The organism is Enterobacter sp. A103 (genome assembly GCF_034427535.1).
GTDB lineage: Bacteria > Pseudomonadota > Gammaproteobacteria > Enterobacterales > Enterobacteriaceae > Enterobacter > Enterobacter asburiae_B.
Map to the genome: position 1 here is coordinate 893891 of NZ_JAXQPQ010000001.1, position 17801 is coordinate 911691.

At 55.0% G+C, this 17801-nt stretch carries 17 protein-coding genes; 9 read left to right on the plus strand and 8 right to left on the minus strand.

The genetic code is table 11. From position 1 onward, the window contains the following. Window positions 1-47 precede the first annotated feature (47 nt). Complete coding sequence (locus SPH27_RS04310) at window positions 48-1421, plus strand: MFS transporter (RefSeq protein WP_182072458.1); 1374 nt, start codon at window positions 48-50, stop codon at window positions 1419-1421. A 50-nt stretch (window positions 1422-1471) separates the two neighbouring features. On the opposite strand, the gene htpX is transcribed toward SPH27_RS04310, so the two are convergent. From htpX to SPH27_RS04330, 4 genes are all read right to left on the minus strand, one after another. After that, window positions 1472-2353 carry a protease HtpX gene (htpX, locus tag SPH27_RS04315; protein WP_014884290.1) on the minus strand — a complete coding sequence of 294 codons (882 nt, stop codon included), beginning with the start codon at window positions 2351-2353 and terminating at the stop codon, window positions 1472-1474. A gap of 193 nt (window positions 2354-2546) precedes the next feature. Then, the gene (gene prc, locus SPH27_RS04320) at window positions 2547-4595 is read right to left on the minus strand and encodes a carboxy terminal-processing peptidase (RefSeq protein ID WP_029741991.1); all 2049 of its coding nucleotides are present in this window, start codon (window positions 4593-4595) and stop codon (window positions 2547-2549) included. 19 nt (window positions 4596-4614) lie between these two features. Beyond that, window positions 4615-5301, minus strand: a complete 687-nt coding sequence (gene proQ, locus SPH27_RS04325) for an RNA chaperone ProQ (RefSeq protein WP_182072460.1) — start codon at window positions 5299-5301, stop codon at window positions 4615-4617. A gap of 96 nt (window positions 5302-5397) precedes the next feature. Beyond that, a complete protein-coding gene (locus tag SPH27_RS04330; protein WP_008500476.1) occupies window positions 5398-5895 on the minus strand; it encodes a GAF domain-containing protein in 498 nt (165 codons plus the stop codon). A 132-nt stretch (window positions 5896-6027) separates the two neighbouring features. On the opposite strand from SPH27_RS04330, the gene yebS reads away from it, so the two are divergent. The 4 genes from yebS to SPH27_RS04350 all read left to right on the plus strand — a co-directional run bounded on the left by yebS (window position 6028) and on the right by SPH27_RS04350 (window position 11779). Then, complete coding sequence (gene yebS / locus SPH27_RS04335; protein ID WP_023312213.1) at window positions 6028-7311, plus strand: membrane integrity lipid transport subunit YebS; 1284 nt, start codon at window positions 6028-6030, stop codon at window positions 7309-7311. Next, a complete protein-coding gene (locus SPH27_RS04340; RefSeq protein WP_033145835.1) occupies window positions 7280-9913 on the plus strand; it encodes a PqiB family protein in 2634 nt (877 codons plus the stop codon). The genes yebS and SPH27_RS04340 overlap by 32 nt, the downstream gene beginning before the upstream one ends. Before the next feature lie 77 nt (window positions 9914-9990). Further along, entirely contained in the window at window positions 9991-11433 is a 1443-nt protein-coding gene (gene rsmF / locus SPH27_RS04345) for a 16S rRNA (cytosine(1407)-C(5))-methyltransferase RsmF (protein ID WP_182072462.1), read from the plus strand. A gap of 106 nt (window positions 11434-11539) precedes the next feature. Next, a complete protein-coding gene (locus SPH27_RS04350) occupies window positions 11540-11779 on the plus strand; it encodes a YebV family protein (RefSeq protein ID WP_008500472.1) in 240 nt (79 codons plus the stop codon). 34 nt (window positions 11780-11813) lie between these two features. Here SPH27_RS04350 and pphA read toward each other — a convergent pair whose 3' ends face one another. Beyond that, on the minus strand, window positions 11814-12458 hold the full coding sequence (gene pphA, locus SPH27_RS04355) for a protein-serine/threonine phosphatase (RefSeq protein ID WP_033145837.1): 645 nt from the start codon (window positions 12456-12458) through the stop codon (window positions 11814-11816). 166 nt (window positions 12459-12624) lie between these two features. On the opposite strand from pphA, the gene SPH27_RS04360 reads away from it, so the two are divergent. Both SPH27_RS04360 and SPH27_RS04365 read left to right on the plus strand, forming a co-directional pair. Further along, on the plus strand, window positions 12625-13566 hold the full coding sequence (locus tag SPH27_RS04360) for a VirK/YbjX family protein (protein WP_033145838.1): 942 nt from the start codon (window positions 12625-12627) through the stop codon (window positions 13564-13566). A 173-nt stretch (window positions 13567-13739) separates the two neighbouring features. Continuing rightward, window positions 13740-14636, plus strand: coding sequence for a benzoate transporter (locus SPH27_RS04365; RefSeq protein WP_182072464.1), 897 nt, complete (start codon window positions 13740-13742; stop codon window positions 14634-14636). Between the two features lie 439 nt (window positions 14637-15075). Here the strand turns inward: SPH27_RS04365 and SPH27_RS04370 are convergent, their stop codons facing one another. From SPH27_RS04370 to yobA, 3 genes are read right to left on the minus strand one after another with little or no spacing between them, the layout of a single operon-like run. Then, window positions 15076-15414 carry a YebY family protein gene (locus SPH27_RS04370; RefSeq protein ID WP_033145840.1) on the minus strand — a complete coding sequence of 113 codons (339 nt, stop codon included), beginning with the start codon at window positions 15412-15414 and terminating at the stop codon, window positions 15076-15078. A gap of 16 nt (window positions 15415-15430) precedes the next feature. Next, complete coding sequence (gene copD / locus SPH27_RS04375; protein WP_048979917.1) at window positions 15431-16300, minus strand: copper homeostasis membrane protein CopD; 870 nt, start codon at window positions 16298-16300, stop codon at window positions 15431-15433. 1 nt (window position 16301) lies between these two features. After that, window positions 16302-16673, minus strand: a complete 372-nt coding sequence (gene yobA, locus SPH27_RS04380; protein ID WP_182072466.1) for a CopC domain-containing protein YobA — start codon at window positions 16671-16673, stop codon at window positions 16302-16304. Between the two features lie 136 nt (window positions 16674-16809). Here yobA and SPH27_RS04385 point away from each other — a divergent pair, with 136 nt between their 5' ends. Then, window positions 16810-17040 (plus strand): DNA polymerase III subunit theta, encoded by a 231-nt coding sequence (locus SPH27_RS04385; protein ID WP_008500465.1) that lies wholly within the window; start codon window positions 16810-16812, stop codon window positions 17038-17040. A 110-nt stretch (window positions 17041-17150) separates the two neighbouring features. Further along, the gene (locus SPH27_RS04390) at window positions 17151-17801 is read left to right on the plus strand and encodes a carbon-nitrogen hydrolase family protein (RefSeq protein ID WP_047061090.1); all 651 of its coding nucleotides are present in this window, start codon (window positions 17151-17153) and stop codon (window positions 17799-17801) included.

Genomic DNA, 17801 nt, shown 5'->3' on the forward strand with positions numbered 1-17801 from the left:
AAATAGTTACCCTGAGAATAATTTCACGCTGAGCTTTTTTAATCCTAATGGAAAAGACCCTTTACGATGGCCTGCCTTTACCCCAGCGGTATGGCGCTATAGCGACCATCATTATTGGTATCTCAATGGCCGTCCTCGACGGCGCAATCGCGAACGTTGCCCTGCCAACCATCGCCAGCGACCTGCACGCCTCTCCCGCCAGTTCGATATGGATCGTTAATGCCTATCAGATTGCGATTGTGGTTTCTCTGCTCTCGTTCTCTTTCCTGGGCGATATGTTCGGTTACCGTCGGGTGTATCAGTGCGGTCTGGTGGTCTTCACCTTCACGTCGTTGTTATGCGCCCTTTCAGATTCACTGCATACCCTGACGCTTGCCCGCATCGCGCAGGGTTTTGGCGGCGCGGCGCTGATGAGCGTAAACACGGCGTTGATCCGCTTAATTTATCCGCAGCGTCATCTGGGGCGCGGCATGGGGATTAACTCGTTCATCGTGGCCGTCTCTTCAGCCGCCGGGCCAACCATAGCGGCGGCGATCCTTTCCGTTGCGTCATGGCAATGGCTGTTTGCTATTAACGTGCCGCTGGGCATTGTCGCCATCTTCTTTGCCCTGCGCTTTCTTCCCGCTAACGGTCCCAAAAGCACCATGCCGCGCTTCGATGTGGCGAGTGCGGTGATGAATGCCCTGACCTTTGGCCTGCTGATTACGGCGCTGAGCGGCTTTGCGCAGGGACAGTCCCTGATGCTTACCGGCGCGGAGCTCATCGCCCTGCTGGCGATCGGCTTCTTCTTTGTTCGCCGCCAGCTCACTCTCCCCGTGCCTTTGCTGCCGGTCGATCTGCTGCGTATTCCCCTCTTTTCCCTCTCTATTTGCACGTCAGTCTGCTCGTTCTGCGCCCAAATGCTGGCCCTGGTTTCTCTGCCCTTCTTTCTGCAGAGCGTGGTCGGCCGTTCAGAAGTGGAGACCGGCCTGCTGTTAACCCCCTGGCCGCTGGCGACCATGGTGATGGCTCCGCTGGCAGGTTACTTAATTGAACGCGTCCATGCCGGTTTACTGGGAGCATTGGGGCTGGCGGTGATGGCGACAGGCCTTTTCGCGCTGGCTCTGCTACCGTCCTCGCCAACCGATCTGGACATCATCTGGCGCATGATCCTGTGCGGCGCAGGGTTTGGCCTGTTCCAGTCCCCTAACAATCACACCATTATCACCTCCGCGCCGCGCCATCGCAGCGGTGGTGCCAGCGGCATGCTGGGGACCGCGCGCCTTCTGGGACAAAGCAGCGGCGCAGCGCTGGTCGCCCTGATGTTTAACCTCGTCGGACAAAACGGCAACCACGTTGCGCTTCTCACCGCGGGAGCCCTTGCTTCCCTCGCGGCGGTCGTCAGCGGCCTGCGGGTGACCCAGCCCAAAGTTCAGGCATAAAAAAAGCCGGGCGGAGTGTTCTCCTGCCCGGCTTATTAGGGTTCTTAGCGTTACTTCAGGTATTCCCCACTGCGCAGCGCTTCGATACGTTTATCCAGCGGCGGGTGAGACATAAACAGCTCGCTCAGCGATTTGGATTTACCGTTAATGCAGAAGGCCATCATGCTGTTCGCTTCCTGCGGCTCGTAGCTGGTTTTCAGGCGCTGCAGCGCGGCAATCATCTTCTCACGACCAACCAGCTTCGCCGAGCCGGCATCCGCGTGGAATTCACGGTGGCGGGAGAACCACATGGTGATGATGCTGGCCAGAATACCGAATACCAGTTCCAGAACCATCGAAACGGCGAAGTAGATCAGCGGGTTGCCGTTGCTCTCTTCACCTTCGTCACGGTTGCCGCCCATAAAGCCTGCCGCGATCTGCGCCAGAATACGGGAGATGAAGATCACGAAGGTGTTCACCACGCCCTGAATCAGGGTCATGGTCACCATGTCACCGTTGGCGATATGGCTGATTTCGTGGGCAATAACCGCTTCGGCTTCGTCACGGCTCATGTTCTGCAGCAATCCGGTGCTGACGGCAACCAGGGACGCATCGCGACGGGCGCCCGTCGCGAAAGCGTTGATGTCCGGGGCATGGTAAATCGCCACCTGCGGCATGGCGATCCCGGCCTGACGGGATTGCTGAGCCACCGTATTCATCAGCCACTGTTCCATATCGTTACGCGGCTGTTCAATAACCTCACCACCCACCGATTTCAGTGCCATCCACTTCGACATCAGCAGGGAGATGAACGAGCCACCAAAACCAAACAGCAGCGCCATAATCAACAGACCCTGAACGCTGCTCGACTGAATTCCTGTCAGGCTTAGCACGAGCCCGAAAACCACCATGACCGCCAGGTTGGTGAGCAGGAAGAGCGCGATTCGCATCATAATTTTCTTTTTACCTCAGTTTAACAAAACGCACTATGCGATTACCCACATCGTATGGGTATTGCGGCTATTTTCAAGCATCCGGCGGGCGTAAGTCACCAGAAAGACACAACTTTACACAATTGGAAATCTGGCTGACGGAAGGATGAAGAACAAAAAGAAACAGGCACAATTTCTTGTGCCTGTTGGGTGATTATTTTGCCGGAGCGGGCTGTACGGCAGGTTTCTCTTTTTCCTGATTCGCCAGGTCGAGAGCGATATGCACCGTCTCGTCCAGATACGGATCCGGCTCCTGGTAATCTTTTGGCAGATCGTCCAGTTTCTTGAGCAGAGGCTTGCCTTCGCGCTTGAAGCGATCGTTGATACGCGCCAGGCGGGTTGCATCGTCTTCGTTGTTCTCTTTCTCACGCTGTGCGTAGTTCAGAGAAACGATATTACGCTTATCTTTCAGGGCATTGAATCGTGCAATGTCCTTCATGATGTACTGGAACTCCGGATCTTTCGCGATGCGGTCGTTATGCGCTTTCAGCAGTTCAGGGCCAAATTGCGTCATATCACCCGCTTTCACGTAGGTCGCGGCATTGATGCTGTCCCACGGCAAGGCGTTATCTTCAAACTTCTCGCCGGTTTCGGTCTCTTCCGTGCCTGTCGGCATCATGATGTCCGGCGTTACGCCCTTACGCTGCGTACTGCCGCCGTTCACGCGGTAGAATTTCTGAATGGTGTACTGAACCGAGCCCAGCGCAGGCCATTCCGGACGCAGCATCTGATCGTAAATACGATTCAGAGAGCGATACTGCTGAACGGTGCCTTTCCCGAAGGTTGGCTCACCGACGATCAGCGCGCGGCCATAGTCCTGCATTGCAGCGGCAAAGATTTCAGACGCGGAAGCACTGAAGCGGTCAACCAGGACCACCAGCGGGCCTTTGTAGTAGACCACACCGTCGTTGTCGGCATCTTCACGCACTTTACCGTTGTTATCGCGCACCTGAACCACCGGACCAGATGGAATGAACAGACCGGAGAGTGAAACCGCTTCCGTCAGCGCCCCGCCGCCGTTACTGCGCAGGTCGATGATAATGCTGCTGACGTTCTGCTTTTCAAGCTTCTGCAGCTGAACCTTCACATCGTCAGTCAGGCCCACGTAGAAGCCAGGAATATCCAGAACACCCACCTTCTCTTTACCCACGGTTTTCACCGACATTTTCACCGCGCGGTCTTCCAGACGGATACGCTCGCGGGTCAGGGTAACGATACGGGTTTTGGTGCCTTTACCGGCAGGCAGAATTTCCAGACGAACCTTGCTGCCTTTCGGACCTTTGATCAGCGCAACCACGTCATCGAGACGCCAGCCGATGACGTCGACCATGTTCTGGCCTGTTTGTCCTACACCCACAATGCGATCGCCTACGCTAATCGCTTTGCTTTTGGATGCCGGGCCACCCGCGACCATGGAATTGATCACCGTGTAATCATCATCCATCTGCAGCACCGCGCCGATACCTTCCAGAGACAGGCTCATCTCGGTATTGAACTGTTCGGTGTTGCGTGGAGAGAGATAGTTGGTGTGCGGATCGATTTCGTGCGCAAAGGCGGTCATCGCGAGTGAGAAAACATCCTCACTGTTGGTCTGCGCCAGACGACGAATGGCAAATTTGTAACGACGCGTCAGCGTGTCACGGATCTCTTTTTCGTCTTTGCCGGTCAGCTTAAGACTCAGTTCGTCGTATTTAACTTTACCGTCCCACAGCGCATTCAACTCGGCTTCATCTTTCGGCCAGGGTGCTTTACTGCGATCCAGATTAAAGGTGTCAGTACCGGTGAAGTCCATCGGACGTTCCAGCACTTTCAGCGCGTACTGATAGCGTTCAAAGCGGCGCTTTTGCGACAGGTTGTAGAGATCGTAGAACAGATCCAGCTTGCCAGAACGCAACTCGTCACCCACCTCGGATTTGCGCTTAGCGAACTGCTCGACATCGCTGGCGAGCAAAACGTTATGGCTGTAATCCAGCAAGTTCAGATAGCGGTCAAAGATTTTGGCCGAAAAGGCCTGATCGAGATCGAACTGACGATAGTGCGAGCGGGTAAAACGTGAGGTCACGCGCTCGCTCACCGTCGCGTGCTGCGTCTCTTCCTTGAGAACCGGAATTTGATCAACACGCGTAATATCGTCCACTGCAAAAGCGTGACCTGTTATGGCAAACAGGCCCGCCAGCGCGGTGAGCTTAAAAAAAGTGTTCATGCCAGGCTTGGCCTCCGTTTCAGAACAACAAGTGTTCTGCGCGTACAATCATTGACATACCAGAAGTCAGCTGTACACGAACGCCATCTTTGGTGATTTCCAGTACGGTGGCGTCCATAGCATTGTTACCCGCTTTTACCTTCAGTGCCTGACCTACGCTCAGGGCGTTAATGTCAGAAACCGGCGTATGGCGCGGCTCTTCACGAGGGGCACGCGGGGCTTTTGCTGCTGGTTTGTCTGCACGCGGTTTGCGATCATTATTATCCTGACGGCGCGGCGCAGGGCGTGGTTTACGCTCACGACGAGGCGCTTCTTCCTGGCCGTTTGCCGCTGCGGCTTCGCGTTTTTTCGCCTGCTGTTCTGCACGTTGCGCCTGAACGCGTGCTTTGGCTTCTTCCAGCTGCTTGCGCGCGTGCTCAACGTGCTGCTCGTCCAGCTCACCACACGGGTTGCCGTCGAGATCCACGCGGGTCGCGCCAGGTTTGATACCGTACAGGTAGCGCCAGCTCGAAGTATAAAGACGTAAGGCGGAACGCAGCTGAGTTTTGCTGAGGTTCATTTCCCCTTCAACACGCGCCACCAGATCCTGAAAAATACCGACTTTCAGGGGACGAGCTTCACCTTCCGCGCTGAAGCACTGCGGGAAACGCTCGGCCAGAAATGCGATAACTTCTTTACTGCTATTCAACTTAGGTTGATTTTCCATGAAATTTCCTGATTACAACGGACGTTGCCAACAAGCGCAGGCATGAACAGGCGTCATTATAATGACGCTATCAGTAAATGCTACGTTATCCGTTGATTATCCTGCGACGCTCGCAAAGAATTTTTGATAATCGGTTGCAGCGAGTACGTTTTCCAGATTCGCCACCAGCTCGCGCAGCCCCTGTTCGTCCTCGGTTGTAAAGCGACTGAAGACCGTACTGTCGATATCCAGAACGCCAATAATCTGATTTTTGACCACCAGCGGCAGAACGATTTCAGAATTACTGGCGGCATCACAGGCAATGTGCCCGTCAAACGCATGAACGTCTTCCACACGCTGGACCTGATTTTCGGCCACCGCCGTGCCGCATACGCCACGCCCTACCGGAATACGCACGCAGGCCAGTTTGCCCTGGAACGGGCCGAGCACCAGCGTTTCACCTTCCAGGAGGTAAAAGCCGGCCCAGTTCACGTCAGAGAGACGTTCAAACAGCAATGCGCTAGTATTTGCCAGAGTGGCTAAGAAGCTGGTCTCACCCGCCATCAATGCCTTAAAATCGCGGTTCAGATCCGCGTAGAATTCTGTTTTGTTCATTATTCAATCACTTAGTTGTCTTACAAATTTACCGCATAGCCTATTAAAATAAGCATTAAATGCGCTCATGCTCAAGATGAATCCGTTCATGAGTTATTATAACTTTCAACAATACTTATTTGTGCGCAGCTGATGGCCTTAAAAACAACCAAAATTACGCCGACAAGAAAGATAACTGTCCATACGGTGAGCGAAGCTTTGCCACGTGCACATTATCAGCGTTGCCCCCAGTGCGATACGCTTTTTATGTTGCCGAAGATGAAATCGCACCAAAGTGCCTTTTGTCCCCGCTGCGACGCCAAAATTCGCGACGGCCGCGACTGGTCGCTCACCCGCCTCGCCGCCATGGCCGTCACCATGCTGCTGCTGATGCCCTTCGCCTGGAGCGAACCGCTGCTGAAACTCTACCTGCTTGGCGTACGCATTGACGCCAACGTGCTGCAGGGTATCTGGCAGATGACCCGTCAGGGCGATCCCATCACCGCTGCCATGGTGCTTTTCTGCACCGTTGGTGCGCCGCTGGTGCTGGTCGCCGCCATTGCCTATCTGTGGTTTGGTAATATTCTCGGCATGAACCTTCGCCCGGTTCTGCTGATGCTGGATAAGCTCAAAGAGTGGGTGATGCTGGATATTTATCTGGTGGGCGTGGGCGTTGCGTCAATAAAGGTGCAGGACTACGCCTTTTTGCAGCCCGGCATCGGACTTTTTGCTTTCATCAGCCTGGTATTGCTGAGCATCCTGACGCTGATCCACCTGAACGTTGAACAGCTCTGGGAGCGATTTTACCCTCAGCGCCCCGCCACGCGTCCTGATGAAAATCTGCGCGTCTGTCTGGGATGCCACTATACCGGCTTGCCCGACGCGCGTGGGCGCTGCCCGCGTTGTCACATTCCGTTGAGACTGCGGCGCAACAACAGCCTGCAAAAATGCTGGGCCGCGCTGATCGCCTCCCTGGTGTTTCTGATCCCAGCCAATATGCTGCCGATTTCCATCATTTACGTGAATGGCGGGCGTCAGGAGGATACTATCCTCTCCGGGATTATCTCCCTTGCGCACAGCAACGTCGGGGTGGCGGCGATCGTTTTTATTGCCAGTATCCTGGTTCCCTTTACCAAAGTGGTGGTGATGTTTACCCTGCTCATCAGCATTCACTTTAAATGTGAACAAGGCTTACGGACCCGCATTCTGCTGCTGCGGTTCGTCACCTGGATTGGCCGCTGGTCAATGTTAGATCTGTTCGTGATTTCGCTGATGATGTCGCTCATCAATCGCGACCAGCTACTTGCTTTTACAATGGGACCCGCGGCTTTTTATTTCGGCTCTGCGGTGATATTGACTATTCTTGCTGTGGAATGGCTGGATAGCCGCTTACTTTGGGATGCACATGAGTCAGGAAACCCCCGCTTCGCCGACTGAAGCGAGAATTAAAACAAAACGCCGCATTTCGCCATTCTGGTTGCTGCCCGTCATCGCCCTGATGATTGCAGGCTGGCTGATCTGGACGAGCTATGAAGATCGCGGGAGTACCGTCACCATTGATTTCCAGACCGCCGACGGCATCGTCGCCGGGCGAACGCCCGTTCGCTTCCAGGGGGTTGAAGTGGGTACGGTTCAGGACATCTCCCTTGGAAAAGGGCTGAACAAGATTCAGGTGCGGGTCAGTATTAAATCTGACATGCAGGATGCCCTGCGCAGCGAAACGCAGTTCTGGCTGGTCACGCCAAAAGCGTCTCTGGCGGGCGTGTCAGGGCTGGATGCGCTCGTGGGCGGTAACTATATCGGCATGATGCCGGGTAAAGGAGAGCCGCAGGATCACTTTGTTGCCCTGGATACACAGCCCAAGTACCGCCTCAACAACGGCGATTTAATGATTCATCTGCAGGCGCCGGATCTCGGTTCTCTGAACAGCGGTTCGCTGGTCTATTTCCGCAAAATCCCGGTTGGCCGCGTGTACGATTACGCGATCAACCCGAATAAACAGGGCGTCACCATCGACGTGCTGATCGAGCGTCGCTTCACCAATCTGGTGAAAAAAGGCAGCCGCTTCTGGAACGTCTCCGGCGTGGATGCGGACGTCAGCCTGAGCGGTGCGAAAGTGAAGCTGGAGAGTCTGGCCGCGCTGGTGAATGGTGCCATTGCCTTTGACTCCCCGGAAAACTCAAGCCCTGCCACCGCGGATGACTCATTTGGATTGTACGCTGACCTGGCGCACAGCCAGCGCGGCGTGATCGTCAAACTCGCCCTGCCCGATGCTAAGGGGCTAAAAGCGGGCTCAACGCCGCTGATGTATCAGGGGTTGCAGGTTGGTCAGCTCACCAAAATGACGCTCAACCCGGGCGGCTCGGTCACAGGAGAAATGACTGTCGACCCGAGCGTGGTCGACCTCCTGCGCGAGAAAACGCGTATCGAAATGCGCAGTCCAAAGCTCTCCCTGAACGATGCCAGCCTCAGCACGCTGTTGACCGGCAATACGTTTGAACTCATCCCCGGCGAAGGTGAGCCCAGCAATAGCTTCGTGATTGCCCCGGCGGATAAATCCCTGCTGCAAAAGCCGGGCGTAGTGACCGTCACGCTGAATGCGCCAGAAAGTTACGGAATCGAAGCCGGCCAGCCGTTAATTTTACACGGCGTGCAGGTCGGCCAGGTGCTGGAGCGTAAGCTCTCCGCCAATGGCGTGACCTTCTCGGTCGCCATCGATCCGCAGTACAGCGACCTGGTGCACGGTGACAGCAAATTCGTGGTGAACAGTCGCGTCGATGTGAAGGTGGGACTGGACGGCGTGGAATTCCTCGGCGCCAGCGCCAGCGAATGGGTTAACGGCGGCATCCGCATTCTGCCCGGTGATAAAGGCCCCGTTCGCGACAGCTATCCGCTGTATGCCAACCTGGAGAAAGCGGTTGAAAACAGCCTGAGCGATCTCCCTACCACCACGCTGACATTAAGCGCCGAGACGCTGCCGGACGTACAGGCAGGATCCGTGGTGCTGTATCGCAAGTTTGAAGTTGGGGAAGTCATCGCCGTTCGCCCGCGTGCGGACGCGTTTGATATCGAACTGCATATCAAGCCGGAGTACCGCAAGCTGCTGACGCCAAACAGCGTCTTCTGGGCCGAAGGCGGCGCGAAAGTCCAGCTTAACGGCAACGGGCTGACCGTGCAGGCCTCCCCGCTTTCACGCGCGCTGCGCGGGGCGATTAGCTTCGATAATCTTAGCGGCGCGGGCGCGAATCTGCGTAAAGGCGATAAGCGTATTCTCTTCCCGTCCGAAACCGCCGCGCGCGCCGTGGGTGGACAGATTACCCTGCACGCGTTTGATGCCGGCAAGCTGGCGGAAGGCATGCCAATCCGCTATCTGGGCATTGATATTGGACAAATCCAGAAGCTGACGCTGATTACCTCGCGCAACGAGGTGCAGGCCACCGCCGTGCTGTACCCGGAATATGTGCAGACCTTCGCCCGCACGGGTTCGCGCTTCTCGGTGGTGACGCCGCAGATCTCGGCCGCGGGCGTTGAGCATCTCGACACCATTTTGCAGCCGTACATCAACGTTGAGCCGGGCCAGGGCAATGCCCGTCGTGATTTCGAGCTTCAGGAAGCCACAATCACCGACTCGCGCTACCTTGGCGGCCTGAGCATCGTGGTGGAAGTGCCGGAAGCGGGCTCGCTGAGCATCGGCACCCCGGTTCTGTTCCGCGGCATTGAAGTGGGTACGGTCACGGGCCTGACGCTCGGTACGCTCTCCGACCGCGTAATGGTGGCGTTACGCATCAGCGAACGCTACCAGCACCTGGTCCGTAATAACTCGGTATTCTGGCTGGCATCAGGCTATTCGCTGGACTTTGGCCTGACGGGAGGCGTGGTGAAAACCGGCACCTTCAACCAGTTCATTCGCGGCGGTATCGCGTTTGCCACGCCGCCGGGCACGCCGCTGGCGCCGAAAGCGCAGCCGGGTAAACACTTCCTGCTGCTCGAAAGCGAACCGAAAGAGTGGCGCGAATGGGGAACCGCCCTGCCGCGTTAATCTGAAAGGCTCCGGTGTCAACGCACCGGAGCCTTTATGTTACACTGCGCACCTGAACTTTTCCCTGTGGTGTGCCCGTGGCTCAAAACTCCGTATTTCTTCCTGAACAATTCCTGGCGCAGATGCGCGAGGCGCTTCCTTCTCACCTGTCGTTAGATGATTTTATCGCCGCCTGCCAGCGTCCGTTACGCCGAAGTATTCGCGTCAACACGCTGAAAATCAGCGTCGAGGATTTTCTGGCGCTGGTCTCGCCGTACGGCTGGCAGCTTACGCCGGTCCCGTGGTGCGCCGAGGGGTTCTGGATCGAACGCGATGACGAAGCCTCGCTGCCGCTGGGCAGTACCGCTGAACATCTGAGCGGCCTGTTCTATATTCAGGAAGCCAGCTCGATGCTGCCGGTGGCCGCCCTGTTCGCCGATGGCAATGCGCCTGAACGCGTGATGGATGTTGCCGCCGCTCCTGGCTCAAAAACCACGCAAATTGCCGCCCGAATGGGTAACCACGGGGCGATCCTCGCCAACGAGTTTTCCGCCAGCCGCGTGAAGGTGCTGCATGCCAACATCAGCCGCTGCGGTATTCATAATGTTGCCCTGACGCACTTCGACGGACGCGTGTTTGGCGCCGCTTTACCGGAAGCCTTCGATGCCATTCTGCTGGACGCGCCCTGCTCCGGCGAAGGGGTGGTGCGTAAAGATCCCGACGCGTTAAAAAACTGGTCAGTTGAGAGCAACCTGGAGATCGCCGCCACGCAGCGCGAGCTGATCGACAGCGCATTTCACGCGTTGCGCCCTGGCGGCACGCTGGTCTATTCAACGTGCACCTTAAACCGCGATGAAAACGAAGACGTCTGCCTGTGGCTGAAAGCGAACTACCCGGAGGCAGTTGAGTTCCTGCCGCTTAACGGCCTGTTCGCCTCGGCACAGGAGGCGGTCACGCCGGAGGGTTTCCTTCACGTGTTCCCGCAGATTTACGACTGCGAAGGTTTTTTTGTGGCTCGTTTGCGTAAAACGCAGGCGGTTGCTCCCCTGCCCGCACCTAAATTCAAGGTCGGCAACTTCCCGTTTTCCCCTCTTAAAGGTCGCGATGCAGCACAGCTTGAAGCCGCCGCCAAAAAGGTTGGGCTGGTCTGGGATGAGAGCCTGCACCCCTGGATGCGTGATAAAGAGATATGGCTGTTCCCGGCACAGATCGAGCCGCTTATCGGAAAGGTCCGTTTTTCGCGAATCGGGATACGCCTGGCGGAAGTGCATAATAAAGGGTATCGCTGGCAGCATGAGGCCGTTATCGCCCTTGCCGGACGCGAGAATACCTTTGCCCTGACGCATCAGGAAGCCGAAGAGTGGTACCGTGGCCGCGATGTCTATCCGGACAGCACGCCATCAGGCGATGAAGTGATAGTGACGTATCAGGGATATCCGCTGGGGGTGGCAAAAAAGGTCGGCTCAAGGCTGAAAAACAGCTATCCGCGCGAGCTGGTTCGGGACGGCCGTCTGTTTACCGGTAACGATCGCACAGCCTGAAAAAAAGCGCATTTTTTTACTGGCGATTTTGCTCTCCTTGTCTACGATCAAAAATGGGTGATCGCACTGGTCATACCAGATTTTGACAACCGACCCGGAGAGCACTATGACGAAAACCAGCGTGCGTATTGGCGCTTTTGAGATCGACGACGCAGAGCTGCGCGGCGAAGCACAAGGCGATCGAACGTTAAGTATTCCCTGCAAATCCGACCCGGATTTGTGCATGCAGCTTGATGCATGGGATGCAGACACCAGCGTCCCGGCAATACTTGATGGCGAACATTCTGTCCTTTACCGCGAGCATTACGATAGTAAAACCGATGCCTGGGTCATGCGTCTTGCCTGACCTAAAGAGAACCCGCCCGAAGGCGGGTTATTTATTACTGCAGCTGCGCCAGCGTGAAGTAACCGTCGAAAACAGCCCCCGTATCAATGTAGTGAAGATTATTAAAATCGTATCTTCTGTCGAGAGGCGTATGCCCAAACCAGAAATGATCCGCGCCGCTGATGCCCTCTCCTTTGCCCACCATAAATCCCATCAGCCTGTCGCGGTTCCATAAGACGCGCTGGGCGCTAACCGGTTTTTGCCACCGGTATTCCGCGGCTGGATAATCCGCATGGGCAATCACATTCAGACCGTTCGCACAGGTTATCTCGATGATATGCGGTAAATCGCGACAGGCGTCGAGCAACGACAGGGCCAGCTGTTGCTGGTCGCGTTCAAGATGCGAAAACCATATTCCGCCATTCATCGTCCAGAGTGAAAAATCGTTATTATCCAGACTGTCGAGAGCCATTTGCTCATGGTTTCCCCGCACGGCACGAAACCATTTTTCATGAATTAACTGCAGGCATTTAACGCTATCAGGGCCACGATCGATCACATCCCCGACCGAAATAAGTAAATCCTCATACGGGTTAAAGTGACGGCGTTTAAGCTCATCCATAAGCCACTGGTAACAACCGTGTATATCGCTGACAACCCAGACGTGACGCCACATCCCACCTTCAATTCGCTGATACATAGAACCTCCTTTAAACAGTATAGCCGCCGCAGAAAAGGCGGCAGACCGGCGCGGTCGTCACGAAGTGAAACAAACGGTAAACCAAACAGAAATAAAGATCCTCGCGCTATTAATCCCTTTTTATTGGCTCTTTAGAATAAGGGTATAAAAAAAGAGGGGTCTTCACGTGTCTAATACGCACCTGCATAACGATGTTTTCTATCCGCATCGCACAAACATTATTTCCGAGCTGGTGAACGGCAAACGCGTGCCGGGTCCAATCTGGCGTAAACGCGAATATCGCCTGAAGTTCCTTTTACGCTCGCTTCTGTTCTGGTCTTCTACCCATCGCATGCTGGAAGCCCTTTCGGGTCGCGACGATTTCGACAGGCTGCTGGCCTCTCAAATTACGTTGCCCAGCAAGACCCACCGACAGTATCTGATGCGCGGCCTGACGGCTAACGATCGCGCCGACGCTATCGTCAACCATTACTACTGGATTGATAGCCTGAGAGAGAGCGGTCTCGCTCAGGCCCTGAGCAGCCCGCAGGAGCAAACCGTTGTGCAGTTCCACGCCAAAGACGGTGTAACCTATACGGTCAATGCCTCCTCTGCGGGGAAAGCCGAGCGCGAAGGCGAAAGCACGCTGTGGCTACGCGACAACGAGGATACGCTGCTGGCCAGCCTGACCTTTAGCGTCGCGCGCAGTAACGGCCAGCAAGTCATGGTCATCGGCGGGCTTCAGGGGCCCCGCCGCAGCGTATCGCGAGACGTCATTAAGCAGGCCACCCGCGCCTGTCACGGCCTGTTCCCTAAGCGCGTGTTAATGGAAGTTCTTTTTCAGCTGGCTGCACAGTCATCTGTCCGGGCGATTTTTGCCGTCAGCGATGAAGGGCACGTTTTCCGCGCGTTGCGATATCGCCTGAGCAAAGGCCGCCATTTCCACGCCAGCTACGATGAATTTTGGGCGTCTCTGGACGGTAAAAAACTTTCAAGCTTCTGCTGGCAACTGCCGCTGCAGATGGAGCGTAAATCCCTTGAAGAAATTGCCAGTAAAAAACGCGCCGAATACCGCCGTCGCTTTGAGCTGCTCGATGAAATAGAGGCATCCGTTAAGTCCCACTTTTAAGCCTGGCCAGCGTCTTCGCTCACTGCATAGCGGATGCATTCCGTTTAAAAAAGAATGATAAAGCAGCCCACTATTGCACAGGGCGAGGGCGCTCAGTTAGCATTGCGCGAAATGAAACCGGCGAATGCGTTGGGAAGAGCGCAATGTGGGCGCAAAAATGAGGGACTTCGGTAATGATCTATGACTGCTTCTTATATTACGATGAAGATATGCTTCTCGAAATCAGGCTAAACACGCTCGCGGACGTTGTCGATCGCTTCGTTATCGTTGAGTCAACGCATACCTTTACCGGTAAAAAGAGGCCGCTGCATTTTGACATTAATAAATACAGCCAGTTTAAAGATAAAATTATCTACGTTGTTCATGATAAAGAACCGCTTACGAAAGCCGCTGAAGAATCACACCCTGCTCGGGAGGTGATTCCGGGTCTGCCAGAGGGAATGGTGGTGGATGCGTGGGCAAATGAAGCCGCGCAGAGGAATGCCATCATGCAGGGTTTGACGCATGCCAACGATGATGATTTGATTTTAGTTTCCGATGTCGATGAGATATTTTCACCACAGGTGGTAGCATCGATAAATCCCAAAAAGCTCTGCACCACTATTTATCAGAATTTCTATAATTATCAGTTCAACCTGCAGGTTTTTAATACTGACAACACGCCAAGAAAATGTAAATTACCGCGAGCCACACAATATAAAAATCTCGTTAGTTTCTTTGGCGGCGAACCTGAATCATTCAGGAATCTTAAACGCACCCGAAGCGTTAAAAACTGGTCCTGGCTAAAGTGGAACTGGTTCAAGATTAACAACAGCATTATTGACAATGGTGGCTGGCACTTCTCGTGGGTAATGACCCCCGAGCGCATCTCAGAAAAAATGTCGACCATATCCCATACTGAATACGATCTTCCTGAGTTTAACAACCCGGAACACATCATGAAGGTCATTAAAAATGCGGAAGATATCTGGGGTCGGGACAGGACATTAATCAAGCAAGAGCTAACGGTTGAAAACTTCCCGGAGTACATTGTCCGCCACAAAGACAAATTCAGCGCGTTCATTATTTAGCTTAGGGCTGCCCTTTTGCTCGCCAGAAGGCGTTTGCTCAGCGGTCGCTCGGCCACAAAATTTTAACAAAGATCCCAAAAAACCCTGGACGCACGCGGTCCTGAGTATGTTATGGTTTAGACAGGATATGGAATGTTCGAGAAAGTTTCGGGTGATTTAGAGTCAACACCGAACAATGCTTTGAAAAACATACAGATAAAAAGAGACCGAATACGATTCCTGTATTCGGTCCAGGGAAATGGCTCTTGGGAGAGAGCCGTGCGCTAAAAGTTGGCATTAATGCAGGCTAAGTCGCCTTGCCTTTTAAGAATAGATGACGACGCCAGGTTTTCCAGTCCACAGCAAAAGCGGTCGGAAAAAAAGCGCCAGAGCATCATTAAAAGTGAAAAACCGCAGTGCTTTCGCAAGCATCTGCGGTTTTTTATTGGAAACCCGAACGTTAGCAGAGCTTGTCGGCGCGCTCGATAAACGGCGCCAGACTCATTTTTTGTCCCGGATGCGCCGGGTCATCGATCTGAATAATGCTAATCGGCTGGCCGCTGCTCTTGCCGCTGGCTACCTGCTGCTCTGCGGTATCATTCAGCGGGTATTGCACCAGCGTACTCGGGTTGATCGCATACAGCGCATGGCCTGGACGGCAGGTCAGCATCACCTCTTCGCGATTGAACGCCCATTTGTCCTTACCCACTTCAAAACGACTCACGGTGATAACCTGCGGTGCGGCAAGCGCGCTCCCCGTACAGGCCAGCAATAAGAGAGAAAGTACTGTCTTTTTCATATGATATTTAACCTTGTCAGAAGGGTTCCCAGGTGGCGAACAGACTGACCGTTGCCAGCACCAGCGCTCCCAGCACCACTTCTGCCTGTGTCATCCTGATAAAAATCTGTTGTGCTCGCCCGCTCTCCGGACGAAACCGTGGCACCAGAAAATACCGATTTGCCAGCGCAATTACCACCATCAACGCCACCAGCGCACATTTGAACAACAAAAACCGCACGTAGCCAGCCTGCCAGGGAATATCGAGGCCCAGTATCATGAGCGCATTTATCACCCCGGAGAGCAGGACGCCCGCAACGGCGTAATGCCCCACGCGCGAGAAGCGCATCATGGTAAAGATGGCGGCATTCTGCCAGTGCCCTTTCGCCAGACGCATACAGAACAGCAGGGGCAGTAATCCGCCAAGCCAGGTGGCGGCACATATCAGGTGAAAAGCATAATTAAGACGCTGCAGCGCCCCCGTCGGACCGTCGTTCATCGCCGCATGCCCTACCCCAGCCAGCAGGATAAGCTGGCCCATTGCGAGCAGCAGCAGCCGCGAACCTTTCAGCGGCGCAAGCCATGCCGCACCGACCGTCAGCGCAGCGAGGATTATTTGCCACAGCCAGACACCGCCAAACCGGGTTCCCATCACGCTGAACCAGATCTGTGGCGCAAACACATCTCCCCAGCCGCTGCCCATCAATCCGCCCTGCAGCATAAACATCAGGACCGCTGCCGCAAGGCTCACTAAGGCCGCCACTTTCTGCTGCGACTGGAATCGCCGGGACATCAGACGGTGGAGAGAGGAAGGCGCAAACCAGACGCTGTAAAGCGCATTGCCAAACACCAGCATCAGCGCCCCGAAATGGATAAAGCGTAGCCCGATATAACACAGCGCCAGCATGCTATTTCACGCTAAAGTGATAGCTGCCTTTGGTTTTATGGCCGTCCACGGAGACCACATGCCAGTCCACCTGGTAAGTCCCTGATGCCAGCGTTTGTTCCAGCGGCACGGTAAGCTGAGCTTTGTTCTTTTCGTCGCGCGTAGCGGTTCCCGTTTTGACGATCTGCTTTTGCGCATCCGTTACCACTACACCGCTAAATCCAGCTTCGATACCTTCTGAAAAATTCAGCGTAAGTGCCTGCGGTGCGGTCACCACGCTGTCTGCTGCCGGGATCTGCTGTTTAAGATGTGCATGTGCCAGCACGGAAGGCGTCATCATTGTCGAGGCCACAAAAACCAGTGCGCAGACCGCGCGGGAAGCGGAGAAACCCATCCTATCATTCCTTTTTGTTATGTCTGTATGCTAAAGAATAACGCTGTATAATAAACGAGTCGAGGATCATCCTGCCTCCGCTTGTCATCGTCGTGCAATCGCGGTAACGTTGCCGCCGCATAAAAAGGAGAAGGTAATGAAGATCAATCTGGCCGCCCTTCCGCAGGACGAGATGGATAAAGTGAATGTCGATCTCGCTGCCGCTGGCGTCGCGTTCAAAGAGCGTTACAACATGCCCGTCGTGGCTGAAGTCGTGGAACGGGAACAGCCCGCCCATCTGCGCGACTGGTTTCGCGAAAGACTCATCGCCCACCGCCTCGCCTCGGTCAACCTCTCCCGTTTACCGTACGAGCCTAAAGTTAAATAAGCTTAACGAGTCGTTACATTTCCTTACGCGGAATCTGGCAGGATAAGAAAACCCTGATTATTTTAGGTGTATTCTTAAATCTCTGCGACTCAGTGTATAAGGAAGTCACGATGTCACATTGGAATATAGCGGCAGCCCAGTATGGCGGGCTGCATCAAACTGTAGATGACCATGTTACGCACCACCTGCGCTTCATCGCCGAAGCAGCACGGCAGCGGTGCGATCTGCTGGTTTTCCCTGAACTCTCATTAACGGGCTCTGGCTCGCCGACGTTACCTCCCCCGCCCGATGACGCGCAGCTGGAGCCGCTGCTCAACGCGGCACATCTACATCAGATTACCGTTATTGCCGGGCTCCCCCTGGAGCAGAATGGCCAGCGCCAGAAAGGCCTTGTGCTGTTATCGCCCGCTCGCCATCGCATTTTGCGCTATCCGCAAGGGCGCGGTGCCAGCCTCGTGCCGGGGGATAAACACCTTACCATCCTTGATGCACATCCCGATTCGCCCAATCTCGATCCCCGGGCAACGCTTGTTACCAGCTGCCAGTCGGTGGGGGATAATCGCTGGCGGCAGTCCATCAGTAACCTGCAGCGCTTCGCGCATAAATATGCCATTGCGGTGCTGATGGCGAACGCCTGCGGCGGCAGCGCGCTGTGGGATGAAAAAGGCCAGCTGATCGTGCGCGCGGATAAGGGCGAGCTTCTGGTGACCGGCACGCTCGGCGGAGAGGGTTGGCAAGGCGATATCATTCCTTTAGGCTAG